Origin of the sequence: Saccharolobus solfataricus (assembly GCF_900079115.1) — an archaeon.
Classification (GTDB): Archaea; Thermoproteota; Thermoprotei_A; order Sulfolobales; family Sulfolobaceae; genus Saccharolobus; species Saccharolobus solfataricus.
The window spans coordinates 895,001-914,164 of record NZ_LT549890.1 but is presented as its reverse complement, the minus strand read 5'-3'; the positions used below and the strand labels follow the sequence as shown (position 1 = coordinate 914,164).

General features: G+C 37.5%; 16 protein-coding genes, 1 rRNA gene and 1 riboswitch (1 of these 18 running past the window's edge). Of the genes, 8 read left to right on the top strand and 9 right to left on the bottom strand.

Features of this window, described 5'->3' with window-relative positions; all coding sequences use genetic code 11:
- Positions 1 to 103 precede the first annotated feature (103 nt).
- Genes SSOP1_RS05250 through SSOP1_RS05220 form a run of 7 tightly spaced genes read right to left on the bottom strand, consistent with a single transcriptional unit; the run spans position 104 to position 8,260 of the window.
- Positions 104 to 2,281, bottom strand: coding sequence for a fibronectin type III domain-containing protein (locus tag SSOP1_RS05250; protein ID WP_009989202.1), 2,178 nt, complete (start codon positions 2,279 to 2,281; stop codon positions 104 to 106).
- A 23-nt stretch (positions 2,282 to 2,304) separates the two neighbouring features.
- On the bottom strand, positions 2,305 to 3,102 hold the full coding sequence (locus tag SSOP1_RS05245) for an ABC transporter permease (RefSeq protein ID WP_009989205.1): 798 nt from the start codon (positions 3,100 to 3,102) through the stop codon (positions 2,305 to 2,307).
- Positions 3,077 to 4,285: an extracellular solute-binding protein gene (locus tag SSOP1_RS05240; RefSeq protein WP_009989206.1), complete on the bottom strand. Its 1,209-nt coding sequence runs from the start codon at positions 4,283 to 4,285 to the stop codon at positions 3,077 to 3,079. Before SSOP1_RS05240 ends, SSOP1_RS05245 begins: the two co-directional genes overlap by 26 nt.
- Positions 4,286 to 4,323: 38 nt before the next feature.
- Complete coding sequence (locus SSOP1_RS05235; protein ID WP_009989207.1) at positions 4,324 to 5,067, bottom strand: SDR family NAD(P)-dependent oxidoreductase; 744 nt, start codon at positions 5,065 to 5,067, stop codon at positions 4,324 to 4,326.
- Positions 5,068 to 5,100: 33 nt separating this feature from the next.
- Entirely contained in the window at positions 5,101 to 7,074 is a 1,974-nt protein-coding gene (gene fdhF, locus SSOP1_RS05230; protein WP_009989210.1) for a formate dehydrogenase subunit alpha, read from the bottom strand.
- 54 nt (positions 7,075 to 7,128) lie between these two features.
- Positions 7,129 to 7,827 carry a TatD family hydrolase gene (locus tag SSOP1_RS05225; RefSeq protein WP_009989211.1) on the bottom strand — a complete coding sequence of 233 codons (699 nt, stop codon included), beginning with the start codon at positions 7,825 to 7,827 and terminating at the stop codon, positions 7,129 to 7,131.
- Between the two features lie 31 nt (positions 7,828 to 7,858).
- Positions 7,859 to 8,260, bottom strand: coding sequence for a hypothetical protein (locus tag SSOP1_RS05220; RefSeq protein ID WP_009989212.1), 402 nt, complete (start codon positions 8,258 to 8,260; stop codon positions 7,859 to 7,861).
- A gap of 651 nt (positions 8,261 to 8,911) precedes the next feature.
- Positions 8,912 to 8,996: riboswitch (Fluoride riboswitch) on the top strand.
- 17 nt (positions 8,997 to 9,013) lie between these two features.
- Here SSOP1_RS05220 and SSOP1_RS05215 point away from each other — a divergent pair.
- From SSOP1_RS05215 to SSOP1_RS05185, 7 genes are read left to right on the top strand one after another with little or no spacing between them, the layout of a single operon-like run.
- Entirely contained in the window at positions 9,014 to 9,967 is a 954-nt protein-coding gene (locus SSOP1_RS05215) for a respiratory chain complex I subunit 1 family protein (RefSeq protein WP_009989213.1), read from the top strand.
- A gap of 7 nt (positions 9,968 to 9,974) precedes the next feature.
- Positions 9,975 to 10,616, top strand: coding sequence for a hydrogenase (locus tag SSOP1_RS05210; RefSeq protein ID WP_009989215.1), 642 nt, complete (start codon positions 9,975 to 9,977; stop codon positions 10,614 to 10,616).
- Positions 10,617 to 10,621: 5 nt separating this feature from the next.
- Positions 10,622 to 11,944 (top strand): hydrogenase 4 subunit F, encoded by a 1,323-nt coding sequence (locus SSOP1_RS05205; RefSeq protein ID WP_010923169.1) that lies wholly within the window; start codon positions 10,622 to 10,624, stop codon positions 11,942 to 11,944.
- Positions 11,941 to 13,116 carry a hydrogenase large subunit gene (locus SSOP1_RS05200; RefSeq protein ID WP_009989217.1) on the top strand — a complete coding sequence of 392 codons (1,176 nt, stop codon included), beginning with the start codon at positions 11,941 to 11,943 and terminating at the stop codon, positions 13,114 to 13,116. Before SSOP1_RS05205 ends, SSOP1_RS05200 begins: the two co-directional genes overlap by 4 nt.
- Positions 13,113 to 13,718 (top strand): NADH-quinone oxidoreductase subunit B family protein, encoded by a 606-nt coding sequence (locus SSOP1_RS05195; RefSeq protein WP_009989219.1) that lies wholly within the window; start codon positions 13,113 to 13,115, stop codon positions 13,716 to 13,718. Before SSOP1_RS05200 ends, SSOP1_RS05195 begins: the two co-directional genes overlap by 4 nt.
- Positions 13,715 to 15,460, top strand: a complete 1,746-nt coding sequence (locus SSOP1_RS05190; protein WP_009989220.1) for a proton-conducting transporter transmembrane domain-containing protein — start codon at positions 13,715 to 13,717, stop codon at positions 15,458 to 15,460. Before SSOP1_RS05195 ends, SSOP1_RS05190 begins: the two co-directional genes overlap by 4 nt.
- A gap of 9 nt (positions 15,461 to 15,469) precedes the next feature.
- Positions 15,470 to 15,826 (top strand): hypothetical protein, encoded by a 357-nt coding sequence (locus SSOP1_RS05185; RefSeq protein ID WP_009989222.1) that lies wholly within the window; start codon positions 15,470 to 15,472, stop codon positions 15,824 to 15,826.
- Between the two features lie 3 nt (positions 15,827 to 15,829).
- Here SSOP1_RS05185 and SSOP1_RS05180 read toward each other — a convergent pair whose 3' ends face one another.
- Positions 15,830 to 16,651 carry a sulfurtransferase gene (locus tag SSOP1_RS05180; protein ID WP_009989223.1) on the bottom strand — a complete coding sequence of 274 codons (822 nt, stop codon included), beginning with the start codon at positions 16,649 to 16,651 and terminating at the stop codon, positions 15,830 to 15,832.
- Between the two features lie 158 nt (positions 16,652 to 16,809).
- On the opposite strand from SSOP1_RS05180, the gene SSOP1_RS05175 reads away from it, so the two are divergent.
- Entirely contained in the window at positions 16,810 to 17,904 is a 1,095-nt protein-coding gene (locus SSOP1_RS05175; RefSeq protein WP_009989225.1) for a HoxN/HupN/NixA family nickel/cobalt transporter, read from the top strand.
- 415 nt (positions 17,905 to 18,319) lie between these two features.
- Here SSOP1_RS05175 and SSOP1_RS05170 read toward each other — a convergent pair.
- A 23S ribosomal RNA gene (locus SSOP1_RS05170) occupies positions 18,320 to 19,164 on the bottom strand; it runs 2,206 nt beyond the window's last position.

The window sequence follows — 19,164 nt, the reverse complement described above, 5'->3', positions numbered from 1 at the left end:
CACTTGTAAGGTATTGCCGTAAGATGGCAACTAATTTACGATGTTATAAAGATTCTTCTATAACGCTGGTGATCCCGGGTTCAAACCTTGTTAACCCTATTATTTACCAATCAAATCCATTGCTCCTATTTCTCGTAATAATAGCAATACTCAACAAAATCATTACAGCCAGTAATATGATAACAATACTTTGACCTAAACTTAAATTATTGCCATTACCTGATACTGCCGAAGCGATCTTACTGACAATAGTAACATTAACAACCTTCATCTTAACCACAGTGACGTAATCACCGGTATAGTGAATTACAGCAATGCCAGGAGATGAAGAGCCAGCTGGATTCACACCGATAACCTTTACTAAATAAGTACCATTACTAATATTAGTCACAATGCTATTACTTGGTCCCTCATAAACCAGACTATTATTAACGTAAACGAGATATGTGATTACATTCGCTTCATTATTCCAACTAATGTACAGATTATTTCCAAATCCGATAAGCGAGACTTGCGGAGAGGCTGGTGGTAAATAGTAAACTACTTGATAAACGTATTTAGAAACCCCAGCTGAGTTTGAAGCTATTATTACTAGCGTATAATTACCTTGAGGTACTCTAAACAAATAGCTACTATTACCCTTTATAGCTGCAATCTGAGAAATTAAGTTACCATTAGGATTATACAGTTCCAAAGTTATATTAGCTGGGAAAGAAGTAGTCCAATTGACTAAAATTCCATTTCCCAGTTTAGTTATAAATGCAAAAACACTAGCCTTGGTAATTGGAACAACGGTAAGTACTAGGGGAGAGCTATTACCAAGCTTATTTACAGCGTAAATGAAAACGTTATAAGTCACGTTTGGTGTCAGATTACTTATTGTCAAACTAGTACTATTAACGAAATGTGAGCTAACCATCGAATTCTCGTTCTTAACAATAACGTAATAACCTAGTAAAAGATAGCCTCCAGAAAAAGTTGGAGGCAACCAATTCAATGTAACATTATCATTACCGTACTTCACAGAAACGAGTTGTGGAGGGTTAGGAACTGAAGCTGGAGTTAACGCGATTATACTTGAGGGAGAAGAATAGCCAATTGAATTATAAGCTAAAACCTCAAAGTAGTATGTTATACCATCTTTCAAACCAGTTACAGTGTAACTAGTAACGTTACCTACATTAATTGAGCTGTTGAATCCCATGTTATTCCAATATATTATCTCATAACCACTAGATAGTCTAACTGGATTCCAGCCTAAGGTAACGGATTCATTTCCTGCAGAATAAGAGGTTATCTTAGGGGGAAGAGGTGGGAAGTTAAACGTGATTAGCTGTAAAGCAGAGACATCACTTAATGAACTACCAATGCCTCCAGCAAGATACAACATATTTCCTACTTGTACATAACCAGCAGAATATACTGGGACGGGAAGATATCCAACTCTTTGCAAATTACCATTATAGTAGGCAAGGATTGCGTTATTAACCCCACCAGAACCTGCAGTATAAATATAACCACCCACAATAAACAAAACACCCCTATAATAGGCTAAGGCACTATCGTGAATCCAGTAGGGAAGAACGCCATTAAGAATAGTCCAATTATTGTTTTGTGGACTATAAATCAATATGTCATTGGTATAGGCACTATATCCAATGTAACCGCTAACTATTATCAAGGAAGTCCCATTAAATACATACCCACCTCCATATGTAGGAACTGGCATGTAACCTATTATCCTCCAACTATCGTTATTGGGGTAGAATAATCTAATTGCATTAGAAGGTGGAAAATAAAGGCCAGCTGGGCTAGTGGTGTTCTCTCCACCAATAACGTAAATCGCATTATTATAAACAAATATGTAAGGTGAGTATGCTGGGAGTGGCATTTCACTTACGACAACCCAAGAATTACCATTAAGTTTAAGAACGTAAGGATTTATCCCAGTGCTATTATAACCACCCATAACATAAATTGTGTTATTATAGACGATTGCTGAAGGTGAAACTAAACTAAAAGGCAAACTAGGCCCGATATTCCATGTGCCATTGGAGTATATCCAAACTTGGTTTGAATGTGAATCCCCACCTATGATATATAAGCTACCTTGATAGTATACTACTGCGACATGAGAATTTGCGTAAGGCAATGATGCTAAATAACTTGCATTCACGGAAAATGACGGTGAAGAGGCATGAAGAGATATTCCTTGTAATAATAATAGAGAAAATAGAAATAATATTAATGGCGCCCATTTTTTCATATTACCATACTTCATTACTTAATAATTTAAAAGGATTTTCATGTCTTATACAAGAAATGGTTAACTATCCTACTTGTAACTATTAGTATGAGGGAGAAAAGGAGAAGCGTAGCTGAGGCACTTATTGAAGCGCTAAAATACGTTTCGTATTCATTATAAATATATACTGAAGCCACATACGCGTTGTTAAACAACCAGCCAGTAACATAAGGTGCAACTATTACCACAGATCCAAATTCACTTATAGCTCTAGCAATAGAAGTTAGCCCAGCAGATATTATCCCCCTAATTGAAAGAGGGAAAACTACGGAAGTAAATACTTTGAACTCGGAAGCACCTAAACTCATGGCATATATTTCATAAGACCTTGGAAGAGACTCGAAGAAATTCTGCATCGAACGAATATAGATAGGACTAGAAACAATAATCAAAGCCAACAATAAGCCAGTATAAGTGTAGTAAAAAATAATACCATGAGAGTAAAGTAAAGCACCTAGAGGATTAGTGGGACTATCAATGAAAATTAAAGCAATGCCAACTAGGGGATGCGGTATAGATGCTGGCACATCGACTAAAGTCTCAATAATTGGATTCCTATGTCTTGATAAATAATATGCCAAGGGAGTAAAGATAAGAACAGTTATTACAATGGAAAGGGCTGAAGCAAAAAACGATAAACCTATTGAGGAAAGTAAAGAGCTACTGAACGCGACTGATTTAACAAAAAACGGACCATAGCCGTAAAATAGCAAATAGAGAGTTGGTAAAGCTAAAAGGAGAGATAGAAAAAAGGATATGGCTTGTAGGGTATTAAACTTCAGAGAAATTACCCGCATACTTCAACTCACCAGATTTTAACAAGTTCAATATAGGCTGCGGAATATTACTAGTTTCATTATACAATAAAGCTGGTTGTATTGGAATTACATTAAATCTGGTAAGTTGAGATTCATGACCCAGTACGAAGCCAATAAACTGATATGCAGTTTGTATATTCGAAGCGTTTAATGGAATGGTAATGTATAAGTAAACTGGATTTCCATGAATTGTTAATGTTTGGCCATTTACACTTATATTATAAGCAAATTGACTGTACCATGTCGTCTCGTTCGGATAATAACCAAAACTTAACCAAGGAGGTAGTTTTAGATATTCCAATCCTTGAGATACAGCATAGGAAACATAAGAGAATGTGAAGTCTAAAGTACCCGCCTTTAAGGGCGCTACATAGTTAGCTGTACTAGGGGCTACTTTGACATTTGGATTCGCTTTAACGAGATGCACAAAGTAGCTTATATTATGATTAGCATATAAATAACTTGCCATTTGAAGTATCAAATACGCATATAATCCCTCTGGGTCAGTGTTAGGATTAGCAATTCCCAGACTGAACCTGGTGGTCAATAAGTAGAAGAAATTATACCAATACTTAGTATTGTTGGTCTCCATAGCCATGGTGTAATTGGAGTATAGTTGGGACCAATAAGGAGATTTGGTAGTGTAGTTAGAGTAAACTATTGTCATCTGATCTGATAGAAAAGCTATAGCCCAACCGGGATTCCTACTGCCAGTTAACTCAACAGCTTGAATATAGGCAACTGGAATGAAAACGTTTGCTGGAACTGGAGTCTGGGAAGCTATTTGTGAAGCTAATGCGAAGGAGCCACTACCTACAACATGAACTGGAATTTCAGTAGCGTTCTGAAATTGGTCAGCTAGGTAGTTGAGAATTGCAAGATAAGCACCCGCTACGAAGACTGTAATACCTTGAGATGAAGTAATATTAGTAGTAGATGAAGATATGCTAGTACTAGATAGGGAAGAACTAGTTGTAGTAGATGAAGATGAAGTAGTTACAGAATTAGAAGGATGATTAATTAAATAATATCCTACAACCCCAGCTATCACTGCGATTATAACAACAATTATTATCACGATAGCTTTAACCCTAGTTAACCCTTTATTTAACGGCATATGTATAGCCAGTAATATTTCCGGTAATAAATTTTTCTCTAACAAAATAACCTTAACATTTTATAATTTTTCTCCCGTATGTGTTAGCTAAAATAATTACTTACTATAGTATAAGTGAAACTCTGGAAAAGGTTAGCAAGCTTAAGGAAATAGGGGTCCAATTTCAACCTTGAAGGTACATAAATCTCCCTCTTACCAGTCCTTATTGCTTTTAGAACGGCTTTAGCTACAGCCTCTGGCTCAACGCTATAATTAGCAAAAGGATCGCCATTATTCTTTTTAAATGAAGGATGAGAGGTAAAATTAGTCCTGACAGGGCCAGGGTAAACACCACTTACCCTAACATTATATTTCCTCATTTCAGCCCACAAGCCATTAGTTAAACTGGCTAAACCAGCCTTAGTTGCCGAGTAAACTAAAAGCTTGGGTGTAGATACGTAAGCAGCTTCCGAAACGATGTTAACAACACTTCCCTTCCTCCTAGAAACCATATGTGGAAGCACGGCCTTCATGAAGTATAGTGGGGCTAGAAGATTAGTCCTAATCATGTACTCCTCCTCGTTTAAATCAGTCTCTAAAAAAGATCCATAAACTCCAAAACCTGCATTATTAACCAAGACGTCAATCTTGCCAAACTTCTCCAGTACCTCATTTACAATCCTAAATACAGTGCTCCTATCACTGACATCAGCATCATAAATTACATCACCAATATCCGATTTACTCCTAGAAATCGAAACAACAGTATAATTATTCTCCTTAAGTAACTTAACAACAGCTCTCCCTATACCTTTTGATGCTCCGGTTACAATAGCAACTTCAGACATATATAGAGAAACACCTTCCTTTTTAAAAATAATTTATCCCAATTTTTCAATCTTGACAAAGGTTATCTTATATCTTGGAGTCTTAGAAATATCATCTAAATCGTCACAGACAACGTTGTTTACATAGTAATCATGCATATAAGCAAACGTATGACCAACCTTAACCTCGTTAGTTAGCTTGGCTTTCATCACAGCCATGCCGCATTTAGAAACAACCTTAACCATATCCCCGTCTTTGATATTCAGCTTTGTAGCATCCTCTGGGTTTATCAACAAATCAGAACTGAAATTCCTATATCCTGGGACTCTCTTGATCAACTCATCAGAATTATACCTAGTCACAACTCTACCAGTAATTAAAATGTAACTATCACCAGATATTTCGTTATACCTAACTAATCCAAACTTAGCCTTACCGCTAGGAGTCATAAACCTATCCTTGTACAGACTAGACTCGTGATCAGGATACCTGGAGTCTACAGAGTAATCCATCAATTCATCAAGGGTCAAATTAGAGTACAACTTTGCAACCTCCTTTATCTCTTTAAACACCAATTTAGGATCGTCATGAAAACCAGTAAGACCTAACTTCTCAGCAATCCTCTTAATTATCCACAACTCACTCCTAACCTCCCCAGGAGGATCAACAACCTTAAACCTCCACTTAACAGTACGATCTAAATTAGTAACTGAACCCTCCTTTTCAGCCCATAAAGGAGTAGGCAAAACGTAATGTGCATATTTAGCAGTCTCAGTCATAAACGGATCCATTACTACTAACAATTCCAACGACTTCAAGAACTTAATAACCTTGTATCTATTTGGCAAACTAAAAGCTGGATTGTAATTCATTAGAAAAAGTGCCTTAACATTACTATCCCTTAGAAAAGCCTCAGTTATGCTCAAACCCTTCTTGATTGGAGGAACAAAACCCCAAATCTTACTCAACTCCTTAGCGTTTTCCTCATTCATTGGACCATTTGGGAAAACATCTGGCTTTATTAAATCACCAGAACCTTGAACATTTGTTTGACCCCTATAAACTAATAGTCCCCCACCATTAATACCAACATTCCCAGTAAGCAATGCTAGGTTAATGTAAGCCTTTACGGCATTAACGCCACTTGACTGAGTTAAACCCAAACCCCATGAGAGTATTGTAGGCTTATTTGCAATAATCCTAGCGAACTCAATAATCTTATCCTTACTAACACTAGTAATCCTCTCGGCTTCCTCAATAGTATAAGACTTTACAATCTCCCTAAACTCATCAAAGTTCTCAACACGTTCCTTAACGAACTTACTATCATATAATCCGTTACTTATCAAATAATTCGCAACAGCGTTATATAGATAAATATCAGTACCACTACTAATCTGTAAAAACAAATCAGCAATCCTAGCAGTACCAGTCATCCTAGGATCAATAACTACAATTTTCACACCCTTTCTCTTAGCCTCAACTAAATATTGAGACAAAACGGGATGGCTATCAGTCACAGATTCTCCAGAAATTACAATATTTCTAGCATTCAAAATTTCAGAAACGGTAACAGAAGAAGCTCCAATACCGACTAACTCCTTTAAAGCCATTGCAGAGGGCTCATGACAAACCCTAGCACACGAGTCAACATTATTAGTACCCAAAGCTCTAGCCAACTTCATGAACGAATATCCTTCCTCCAACGTATTCTGACAACCCCCGTAAAAGGCAATAGCCTCTGAGCCATACTTACTCCTAATTTCCTTTAACTTGCTAGCAATATCGCTAATTGCTTCATCCCAAGTAGTCCTAACGAAAGTGTCCTTAACTCTCTTTAAAGGATAAGTTAAACGGTCCCAGGCGTAAATTACTTCTGAAGCAACAGCGCCCTTACCGCAAACGTGTCCTCTGCTAACAATGTGCTCTTGTGATGGAGATACCCTAAATATAAAGTTATTCTCTACATAAAAATCTAGACCACAACCTACACCACAGAAAGGGCATATGGTTTTCCTAACTTCCATACAATAGTATACTGATCTAGAAAATTTAAAACGATCTTACTATCCGTATTAATATCAATTATTAACTGGGTTTACTCCATAAGCTTTGAAAAAATTATTGCTTATTATTCTCACTAGCTTATACTCTTCTATACCTAAAAAATTGCTCATAAATGAGATAGCGTTAGGTATATCACTAGGTTCTAATAGCTTACCCCTATATTCATACCCACCATCACTCTCTGTAAGAACGTTTTTTAGGTCGACATTTTTCAACACTTCTTGATGCTTCTTCTGGAAAGAAACGGAAGGATTTATAGAAATAAAATACCCAGCACTCTCAATATCCTTCAACAGATTAATGGGACCAGTATACCAGTGAAAGATAGCACTCTTCACGTCGTTTTTAACTAAAATGTTGAAAGCGTCTTTCCAAGCGTCTAAAGCGTGGACGTTTATCAACTTACCTTCTCCCGCTTTTATCTGCTCCTCAAAATATTTAATCTGCAATTCTTTAGGAGCCTTAGCGAATCTGTAATCCAAACCAACTTCTCCAACGAAATCAGCTTTAATAATCAACGATAAAATTCTAGTCAGATCCTCCTCATGAACACGCCAAGGATGAATACCAACTCCTACTAATACGTTGTCACTCTTTAAGGAGAAAGTATCCATAGCGGATTGGTAATCCATTGAAACCGCAGCTATAAGATAACCTTCATACTTCTTCTTTAAATAGGAATAATGGCAATGAGCGTCAAAGTACTTATACATACAAAAAGAAATGGAAGATAAAAAGAAAAAACTAACTTAACACATCAAAAATCGTTACATTAACTTCTAACCCTTGCCTTGATGAAAACACTAACTTAACATCGCCACCAATGATAAATGTCTTACTAAAATATCTATCAACTATACCAGAGTAAATTACAGTGGAGTTATTTACCACGGTTAAGTTAAACGCGTTATGTCCCATTACTTTAATTGTAACATTGCCATAACTTAACTTCAAGGGAACAGTGTAATTTGTTGACACATTTGATATTATACCAAATTGATAAGTTATGTTTTGAACATTTGTAGTCGTATAGTACTCTTGCCCTTTAGAAACTGGAGTCTGTGGATGATAGAATAGGTTAGTATGAGTTAAGAGAAATACTCCTACTAGAATGATTGCTAGTACAACAATTACCTTGCCTATCATGATAATCAATACTTAAATGGATAAAGCTTAAAAGGAGAAAAATACGATAATTCGACCATTATTTACATTAATCTAAAAGATGAGTTAGGTTGGTTCTTCTCATTGATTCGGAATTACATCTCTCGTTTGAGAGGAAGTACGGCTAGTCTGAGATCACATTTTAGCTTTGTAGTATTTTTGTCTAATGTGAGCTCGTACAATAGTGATAATAAAGTTATCAGATACTTGACAGATTTAGGTAGGTCATGTGACTTCCAGGTTTAACATTTTGAAAGATCTAGTTTGTTTGAAGAAGGAGGAACAACATTTCCTCTCTGATTTCTTTACTTAACTCTTATTTTTGAAGAGGATATAAAAACCCAGAACATGACGTACGAGTTGTGTTAAAAATATTTTATGTTTATCTTCGTTTATCTACTTCGTTCCTTGATAAAAGAAAGGCTCTATAAATTCGATCTATTGTTATATATTTATTAATTTTAATAGTTTGATTTTAGGCTATTAAATATACTTGATACAATAAATTAGTATTCGATTCTATTTCCAGCCTAAGTAGCATTTACAATAATATAGTTCGAGTTTACTTCATCCTTATGGTGTAGCGATAGCTTTAAAATAGTTTGCTTCGATATTAACATGCGGAGTTTACTCAATGAAGTAGGGGATGGCGTCCCCCTGGGGATAACCCCGAACCGCCTCTTGATTAATGATAGGGGCTGATGACGCCTACTTCACCACAAAAGGGTGGGAAGTATGGCGCCAAATGAAGCTCAGATAGTAGTTTTAACCATAACTCAAGTTATTGTAGTTATTCTACTATCCCCATTATATCAAGGAATTTACGATAGGGGAAAAGCCATAATAGAAGGGCGTAAAGGCCCCAGTGTTCTGCAACCTTACTATGATATAATTAAACTACTAAGAAAAGAAACCGTTATTTCAAATAACTCATTATCTCTATTTGTTTATGCTCCTTACATAGTTTTTGGGATTTATCTCCTTATTTCCTTCGTCATCCCAGTAGTTTATCCAGTGCCCATCTTACTCACCCCTACGGTGGATTTCTTAGGGGGAGCATTACTCTTCTCCTTAGCTGCGTTCATAAAAATAATTGCCTCCCTAGAAAGTGGAAGTAATTTCGTAGCATTAGGAGTAAGTAGAATTCTCTCTTTCACTTTCTTATCTGAAGCTACACTGATAACGGTTTTCTTCGGCGTTGCACTAATAACTGGTACAAACAACCCTTACGTAACATTAGATTACGTTTCCCAAAGCCTCTCTCATTACTTTCAACTAGACCACATCTTCGTATCGATCTCATTCTTCATGTTATGGTTATTCGAAACCGGTAAATTACCCGTAGAGAGTCCTGGACTAAGCGAAATGGGTATGATAGACGATGGAGTTCTCTACGAATATAGCGGAAAATTACTTGCAATACTAAAGTGGGGTTCTTACATCAAACAATATCTATTAGGCTCAGTACTCCTAAACGTATTTATATTCCCTTGGTTTTTGCAAGTTGGAATTATAGGCTCTTTAATAGACATTGCGGTGATGTTCGGCAAATGGTTACTCCTAATCCTTATTAGCGTTATAATAAACACCACCCTAGCTAAATTAAGGCTATTTAAAGTTCAGGATTATCTCGCAGTGGCGTTCCTCCTTTCCCTACTTTCATTAACGCTTACTGTCTTGTTGGGGTGAAGGTATAGTGATTAACTCAGAGATCCTAGAACTACTCTCAACGTTCATATTAATTTCAGCCTTTTACATTCAAGGACAAGCTTACTTTAAACCAGCAATATATGCACAAGCCATTCAATCTACCTTAATCGCAATTCTAGCCTTCCATCTAGGAATCTCACTTTTTTCCATCGACTATATAATTTTAGGAATAACAGTAATACTACTGAGGACTGTACTAATCACAATATTTTTATTTAGAGGTCTAGTTAAAGAGAAACCAGGAGCTAGAGAAAGCTCTAAGGGAGTAGCATCTGAACTAATATTGAATCTCGCATTTTCCATTATAGCATCTCTAGTAGTATATTATTTCGTATTGGAGAAAATACCCATAAGTACGGAAATCAACAACACGCTAATGCTATTGTTCGCCTTTGTCTTACTCTTCCAGGGTCTATTCCTTATTATTTCTAGAAAAAGTACAATATTTCAATTCATCGGTTTCATAGAAGAAGAAAACTCCACAATTCTTTTTGGTATTTTATTACTACCCATTCCCTTCTTAATAGAAGTGAGTGTATTCCTTGATGTATTAGGGCTAGTTATAATTTCCTCAATTTTGACGTTAGAAAAAGCAGAACATTCTAGGTTAGATGAACTAAAAGGGTGATCTAAATGAATATTGAACCCATACTCTTACTATTAATTCCTATAATAAGTAACGTAGGCTTTTTCAAACTCAAGCTAATTAAGACCCTATCCGTACTATCAGCAGTACTAACATCAATCATCAGCATCTTCCTTTACTTCTTAGCACCAATCAAAAACTCTTTCTTCTTCATCACTAAGTTCACAACGTTTTTCCTATTGGTGATTGCATCAATTTATCTCCTATCTACCCTTTACTCCATGAATTATATAAAACCAAGCAAAATAGTAAGTGAAAGATTATACTACATTCTACTAAATTCCTTCGCATCATCAATGCTTTTTACCGTTATTATGAACAATTACGGTCTAATGTGGGTTGGGGTAGAACTCACAACTGTGACCTCAGCTCTTCTAATAATAGCGGAAGCATCTGAAACCTCACTGGAAGCCACGTGGAGGTATATAATCATAGTATCCGCTGGAGTAACCTTAGCCCTATTCTCAATAATTTTCATCTACTATAATTACCATACATTAACTGTAACGGAAATACTTACAAAACCTGAAAACAACATAATAACTAAACTTGCGGTAGCTCTAGCTTTAATAGGATTTGGAACAAAAGCAGGAGTTTTCCCCATGTACACGTGGTTACCAGATGCTCATAGCGAAGCGCCATCTCCAATAAGCGCATTATTTTCTGGAGTACTACTTCCAGCCGCAACTTACGTGGTGTACATGGTATATCAAGTAAATCCATTAACCAATATCTTTGTAATATTCACAACTTTATCGATAATAACCGCATCGATTATCCTAACCTATCAATGGCATATAAAGAGAATGTTTGCATACTCAACCATAGAAAACATGAACCTAGCCTTGCTTGGACTTACAATAGGCCAACCCCTCGGAGCAATAATCCTCCTTCTTGCACACGCATTTGGCAAAGCGGGTGCCTTTTACTCTAGCGGAATTGTATTGAAAGTCCTTGGAGAAAAGAGAATTGAAAACATAGGCGGTTTACATACAAAACTAAAACTCACCTCAGTATCGCTATTATTGTCCTCTCTAGCTGTAACTGGTACGCCACCCTTTGCAACTTTCATAGGAGAATTCTTCATATTACAAACATTAATTCAAAAAGGTTATATTATAGAGTTTATATTAATAGTAATTTCTCTGGCAACAGCTTTCATCTCAATAAACTATAACGTTACCAAAATGATATTCACTCAAAGAGAGCTGACAGTCTCAGAAGAACCCAAGCTAATCACGTTCATTTCTCTTGTATCATCTATAATTCCACTCGTTCTCGGTATACTTTTACTGGTGATCCTTTCATGAAATACTATAAATGGACTCAAAAAGGCGAGGGAAGGAAAATAGGCAAAATAGGGGATTATTGTCTCTACGAAAAAACGATAACAGAAGAGAAATGTGAGGAAAACAAACCAAATATAACACAAACGTATGGATCATTCAAGTTCATTTACGGACCCTCAGCTGGAGGACTACTCGAAACAATAAAATTCATTATTACAACTAATGGTGAAAAAATTCTAGGAATAGACGCTGAGGTATACAAGAACAGAGAAATAGTAATAAGCGGTTTAACTGTGGACGATGCCTTACTCAGAGTAGAGAGAATAAACGCTCCATTTAGTGCTTCCCACACAATATCCTTTTTACTCGCTGTAGAAGATTCGTTAGAATTAGAACAAGACTATCCAACCCAACTAAAGAGAATAGCCGAAATAGAATTGGAAAGAATAAGAAATCACTTATTCGTAATATCGAGATTAACTGAAACCACATCACTAAACGTACCTACATACCATCTCTTGCACCTCGTTGAAAAAGTCAACAGATTAATAGGCAAAATGTGTGGTCACAGGTATTTCTTTGGCGTTAATGCAATTAACGGGGTTAACTGCGATTTCGGAAATTTATTAAGAATAATAGATATTACCAAGGAATTTAAACAAATCTTCGATGGGCTACTTGAAAGTAGAATCTTCATAGATAGACTCCAAGAAAACGGAAAAATAATAGATGAAAACAGTATAGGACCAGCTGCAAGAGCTGCTGGACTCGCTTACGATGCGAGAAAGGACTTTAAAGCCTTACCTTATGAAGACTTAGGTTTTAGAACAGTTATCACACAAGAGGCAGACTCATTCGGAAGGTTCCTAGTTAGGGGAATGGAGATAATCGAGTCGGCCAAAATTTTAGTAGAGTTACACGATGAAATAAAGAACAGCAATAACGAGAGAGGGAAAAATCACAAACAAGGAGGGGGAGAGGGACTAGCCAGAGTCGAGAGTCCATCTGGTGATCTAGCCTATTACGTCAAGTTAAATAACGGGATTATCGACTCAGTATCACTTCTCACTCCTTCACAAGTCAATCTCAACCTATTTTTGAAAAGCGTGATAAACACAATATTTACCGATTTTCAATTCAATTGGGAAAGTTTTGGAATTTGGGTAAGTGAAATAGGAGTGATGTTAAAGTGAAGAATTGGTGGTTTATTAGAGGTTTAAGAAAAGGAGTAATGACAGAGAAATACCCGAAGGAAATAGCGGAATGGAGCACTGAAATACAAGGAGAGGGAACTGTAAACTGTCCAACAAACGCCATAAAGGATGGAAAGTGGATAAAGGAAAGATGCGTATTTTGCAGAAGATGCTATCCCAACTATAGACCAAATCTCAATCCAAGAATATATACAATAAACAAAACACAACCCCTCTTCAAAAGGTCATTTTACCTTTACCCAATAGACTCCGGCACATGCGGAGGATGTAACATGGAACTGAAGCTGATCTCATCACCAGAATACGATATGACAAGATTTAGCATATTCTTCACCAATACTCCAAGACATGCAGACGCATTAGTAGTAATGGGGGTAATGACAGAGAAAATGAAAGAAGTGTTAAAAAAAGCTTATGAAGCAATGCCAGAACCCAAAGTAGTTATATTATTAGGTGCTTGCGCTATCTCAGGAGGAATAATAGGCGAAGGAGTACCATTAGAAGCAGTAGTGGAAATCCCCGGTTGTCCACCAAATCCCTTTACAATACTCGAAGCCTTGATGAAGGTGAAGGGAAAATGAACACGCTACTCTATACATTACCCCCATTTCTAATTTCTATTATATTCTCAATCTTTAATAAAAAAGCGGGATATATCTTGACAATGATATCATCAATAATACTACTTATCACCTCGATTTACGAATATAATGGAGTTCTCTCATTCTTCTCCATAATTTCTACCTCAGTGTGGATTCTTGCCTCAATTTTCTCAATAGAGTACGATCATTACGGGAAATGGCTCTCCCCCTTATACATACTAACAATCTTAGGCATGACCATTGTCTTAAACTCTGATGGTTATCTGTTATTCCTCGCAGGATGGGAAATAATGACAATCCCAGCATATGTAGCAATAGGTCTAACAGCAAAGAATAATAGACCACCATTCGTTTTCATGGCATTTGGAGAGCTGAGTACAGTTCTCATTTTAGCGGGATTTATAATAGCAAACACTACAAACTTCAATTACTTGCCATCTCCAGTTCCCTTGATTGTCGCTACTTTTGGATTCATAATAAAAATGGGAATGATGCCTTTCCTTGTATCGGAATGGCTACCTATAGCACATGGAACAGCACCATCAAACTTTTCTGCAATACTAAGTGCCACAATGACGCTAATGGGGGTTTACGGAATACTAAAAATTACAATTTTAACACAAACTATTCCGATTGGATTTTCACTTACAATAATGGCCATAGGTGCATTTAGCATATTCTTTGGAGCACTTTACGGATACGTAAATGAGAACACTAAGGGAATTTTAGCCTTTAGTACAATAGAAAATAACGGGGCAATACTAGTAGCCTTAAGTCTATACATGATCTCAAAGCAACTAAACATTACCTCAATAGAGCACATTTCCTTAATCACTGTAATTTTATACTCATTCGCACACTCAGTAGCCAAAACTGGACTATTCCTCTCTTCTGGCTTACAAGAAAAACAGAGCATAACTTATTCAAAAAAGATAAGAAACATTGAAATAGGACTAACCCTATTGGCTTCCTCCATGTCTGGACTATTGCCGAATATAGGGGGAGTAGCATCTTGGCTATTACTTGAAAACCTATTCATGTTCTCATACGTACTTCATAACATGATATCTATCCTCTTCATAATGACTGGAGCAATTATCGCAATGGGAGAAGGTCTAGCAACAGCCTTATTAATTAGATACATAACGTATACATCAATATTTCAGAATACAAGAGAACAATTAAGTAAAATAAAGAAATATCCCATCTTATTATCTGCACTTATAGTACTCATACTGGGATTCACGTTACCTTATTTGATATACCCTTATAAAAACTCTACAACAATTCTAGGAATGCTAACCAATAGCGTGATTCTAACACAATACTATAACACCACATTCGGAGGAATATCGCCACTCTACATAATTTTACTATTAGTAGCCTTCTCTATTGTAAGCTATCTCGCCTTTGGAAAGCCTAAAATAAGAAAAGCAGAAACGTGGAACAATGGGGTAAACGAGAAAGAAGAATACACAGCATTTGCAATGGCAAATAACATAAGACAAATGCTAAAGAAAATCTTAAGGCCAGAAGAAGAGAAATTCTTACCTACATACGGTTTAGATGTATTCTGGGAATACCTCTACAAACTAGCAAATTCAATAAGAAGATTTGGGAAGATTTTCGCTAAAACACTTATCAACAGCTCAATCTCATGGTACATTATATACATTATTTTGACGCTCATTGTAGTAATAATAGTAGTTGTAATGGGGTGAAACTATTACATGTTCAAAAGAAAAAGAACTAAAGGAGAAAATAGAGGAGAAGATAAGGAGAATAGAGGAACTGAAGAGGAGAATAGAGGAAACGAGAAGAGACCTAGAGAAGATATATCAACTACAATTGATCACAATAGAGTGTACGAGGAAGAATGCTCAGAACTACTAAGGCAATTGCTTAATCTATCGTCACGAGAATCAGCGTTAACTTTCGAGCTGTTTCAGCTATCAGAAGAAGCAAAAGTTGAAACATTACGCTTAGCAGGGCTAATAGCCAATTGCAAATACTACGACAAGGCATTAGCAGAAGAACTGTATAAAGAGTTAGACATTTTATTTTGTAAATACCTTGAGAGAAAATGAAGATCAGAAACGATCACTAACTGATTTCTCTACTGGGACACCAACCATATTGCCATATTCAACCCATGAACCATCATAAAGTCTGACCAACTTAAATCCCAAAACCTCTTTTAAAGCATACCAAGCAACAGAAGCCCTAGCACCAGTCCTACAGTACACCACTATCTTATCCTCTTTACTTAACCAAGAAAATATTCTCTCCAACTCATCCCTAGATTTCATAGTCTCATCTTCATTAAGCAAAATTGTCCATGGAATGTTCTTAGCACCCGGAATGTGACCACTCATTTGGGTTTGTTCACACTTGTGCTCTGGAGGTGCAGTAGTCAGACCATCATACTCCTCCTTACTCCTAGAGTCGATTAAAACAAACTCTTTAAGTTTAGACAATAACTCCCATACTAAAATCCTTGAGGACCAATCAGGCTTCCTAGCCTTGTATTCACTCTTCTTATTAACTACTATACCATCGCTTTCTATAGGATAACCCTCTTTTAACCACTTATAAATTCCCCCATTTAATATAGCCAAATTTGAATGTCCATAAGCCTTTAAAATCCAATAAACGTAAAATGCGTACCTATTATTCATTTCGCTATATAACACAATGAGATCATCGTTGTTTATCCCCGCGTTTCCTAAAACCTTACTCAACTTCCCCGGACTAGCGAAATCTCTAGAATTATCGTCAAGAAAATCTCTCCAATTTATTAATACTGCCCCCGGAATATGCCCCTCATAATAATTTATCTGCGGATTATAACCAATCTCTACAACCTTAACGTCCTTTAAGTTGTTGTTAAGCCATTCAACACTTACAAGCATAATATGAAAGAACAATTTAGGTTAATAAGCTTTTAATCAAATATTCTACAATTTACAGCATTTTAGGTTATTGAAACCAGTAAAACTTGTACTATAACTTACACAAGACCATGAAATAACTGCCTTGTGGATTGCTTCAGAATAGTAGAAAAATTTATATGATGGATAGACAATCCATATATGCGATGAGATCCATTCTCAATACGTTAACACAAACAATTAGTTACAAAAATTTAGTCACCTTATCACTTTTCTACGTACTCAACGTATTACTAACAGCATTACTTTTTCTCTTCCTATACACATTACCGCAAAAACCACTAACATTAAACACAGATAGCGGTGAGCTAATAGGAACCTTCATAACACTAGGAGTTTTATCATACACCTTTGGCTTAAGACACGCAGTAGACGCTGATCACTTGGCAGCAATAGATAACGTAACTAGGAAAATGTTACAAGAAGGAAAGAATCCAGTCTTCGTTGGCACTTTCTTCTCATTTGGTCATTCAACAGTAGTAATTTTACTATCCCTTGCAGTAATGATGGCTTCAAGGCTGGTAACTAACTCATTACCGTCCCTCGAGAACACCGGAAATTTGATCGAGACACTAATAAGTGGAGGATTTCTTTATCTTTTAGGCCTACTAAACACAATAGTATTCTACGAATTATACTCGTTTTATAAAGAAGGAAAATATGACAAACAAAAACTAGAGGAAATATTACAGAAAAGAGGTTTCATGAATAAATACTTTAACAAGTTGTTCAAAATAATAACAAACCAATGGCAAATGTACATTGTAGGATTCCTCTTTGGACTAGGATTTGACACCGCGACAGAAGTGGCAATACTATCAATATCGGCAATACTATCATCAACGTACATACACATACCAATCTACATAATCTTACTATACCCAATCCTATTTTCACTAGGAATGTCACTAGTTGACACTACTGATGGTCTATTCATGAGGTTCGCCTATGGCTGGGCATTCCTATCACCACTCAGAAAAATATGGTACAACTTAACGATAACACTAATATCAATTTTAATAGCGTTTGGAATAGGTACAATAGAGTTGTTAGGACTATTACAAGCTGAGTTCAACCTAACTGGATTATTCTGGGATCAAATAGCTGCGTTAAACAACGTTTACTGGGAAACAATAGGATATTATGTAATACTAACCTTTGCCATAACTTGGATTGGGTCTGGAATGATTTACAGGATAAAGAAAATAGAGTAACCACAAAGGGTGAGGCAATTTTCCTCACTAATTCCAAGAATACAGATAGAAGGAGGAATCTTTAAAACAATCTCGAACACTAAGTGATGCAAGCACTTTATGAATTGTTCCCAATTGGATGGGGAAAGGCAAGTAAATATTGTAAATGACTGAGTCTAGTTAACTCTTATACTGAGGCTTTAATTGGCACACCAATATTCCCTCATTATATTCTCCAAGTGGGTGTAAAAACGCTGGGTTAATAGGTTTAGTATATGACGGTACGAATTTAGCAGATGTAGTACAGATCATATATTGGAAAAACTGGCATAAAACCTTTTAAAAAACAAAAATTATAAATATTCCTTTACATAAAAACAAACGTAATACGACCCTCAGCTGACTTAGGATTTACCGGACCGCCTAGAATCGTTAACGACAAGAGGGCTTGCCCGATTGGGAGGCGCGGGCTAAATCCCTCGGACTTTCGCCCTCGGGACTTACACCCCGCCCCCATCAATCCCCTCTTCTAGGGGTGGGCTCTCGCGGGTTACCCCGCATGGCTGCCTCTTTTCGGGGAGGGGTTCCCGCTTAGATGCTTTCAGCGGTTACCCCACAGGGCGTGGCTGCCCGGCACTGCCCTACCGGACAACCGGTAAACTAGAGGCCCCGGTACCCTGTTCCTCTCGTACTTGGGGTACCTTCCCCTCAGGCAGCCCACACTCCCCACCCTTAGAGTCCGACCTGTCTCGCGACGGTCTAAACCCAGCTCACGTTCCCCTTTAACGGGCGGGCAGCCCTACCCTTGGGGGCAGCTGCACCCCCAGGGTGGGAAGAGCCGACATCGATGTAGCAAACCGCGGGGTCGATGGGAGCTCTCGCCCGCGACGACCCTGTTATCCCCGGGGTAACTTTTCTGTCATGCCCGGCCCCCACGTGGGGGGACACGAGCGTTCGCTAGGCCGCGCTTTCGCGTCGAGACCCCGTACTTTGGAGGGTCTCGTCAAGCCGGCTTTTGCCCTTGCACTCCACGGCGGCGTTCTGTACCGCCTGAGCCGACCTTTGGGCTCCCGTGTTATCTTTTCGCGGGAGTGCCGCCCCAGCCGAACCGCCCACCTGACGCTGTCCCCACCCCTACGGGTAGGTAAGCTCCTCGAGCACCCATGGGTGGTGTTTCACCTTCGGGTCCCCCATCCCCGAAAGGATGGGTTCGACCCCTCCCACCTACTCTACGCATAGGCGCCCGAGGAGCAGCGCCAGGCTGCGGTGAAGCTCCACGGG

What these genes read in the sequence shown, in the direction of transcription:
- SSOP1_RS05220 (WP_009989212.1), bottom strand. Translation starts at nt 8,260, where the DNA reads ATGATAGGCAAGGTAATTGTTGTACTAGCAATCATTCTAGTAGGAGTA.
- SSOP1_RS05225 (WP_009989211.1), bottom strand. Translation starts at nt 7,827, where the DNA reads ATGTATAAGTACTTTGACGCTCATTGCCATTATTCCTATTTAAAGAAG.
- SSOP1_RS05175 (WP_009989225.1), top strand. Translation starts at nt 16,810, where the DNA reads ATGATGGATAGACAATCCATATATGCGATGAGATCCATTCTCAATACG.
- SSOP1_RS05250 (WP_009989202.1), bottom strand. Translation starts at nt 2,281, where the DNA reads ATGAAGTATGGTAATATGAAAAAATGGGCGCCATTAATATTATTTCTA.
- fdhF (WP_009989210.1), bottom strand. Translation starts at nt 7,074, where the DNA reads ATGGAAGTTAGGAAAACCATATGCCCTTTCTGTGGTGTAGGTTGTGGT.
- SSOP1_RS05180 (WP_009989223.1), bottom strand. Translation starts at nt 16,651, where the DNA reads ATGCTTGTAAGTGTTGAATGGCTTAACAACAACTTAAAGGACGTTAAG.
- SSOP1_RS05200 (WP_009989217.1), top strand. Translation starts at nt 11,941, where the DNA reads ATGAAATACTATAAATGGACTCAAAAAGGCGAGGGAAGGAAAATAGGC.
- SSOP1_RS05190 (WP_009989220.1), top strand. Translation starts at nt 13,715, where the DNA reads ATGAACACGCTACTCTATACATTACCCCCATTTCTAATTTCTATTATA.
- SSOP1_RS05185 (WP_009989222.1), top strand. Translation starts at nt 15,470, where the DNA reads ATGTTCAAAAGAAAAAGAACTAAAGGAGAAAATAGAGGAGAAGATAAG.
- SSOP1_RS05245 (WP_009989205.1), bottom strand. Translation starts at nt 3,102, where the DNA reads ATGCGGGTAATTTCTCTGAAGTTTAATACCCTACAAGCCATATCCTTT.
- SSOP1_RS05235 (WP_009989207.1), bottom strand. Translation starts at nt 5,067, where the DNA reads ATGTCTGAAGTTGCTATTGTAACCGGAGCATCAAAAGGTATAGGGAGA.
- SSOP1_RS05215 (WP_009989213.1), top strand. Translation starts at nt 9,014, where the DNA reads ATGGCGCCAAATGAAGCTCAGATAGTAGTTTTAACCATAACTCAAGTT.
- SSOP1_RS05205 (WP_010923169.1), top strand. Translation starts at nt 10,622, where the DNA reads ATGAATATTGAACCCATACTCTTACTATTAATTCCTATAATAAGTAAC.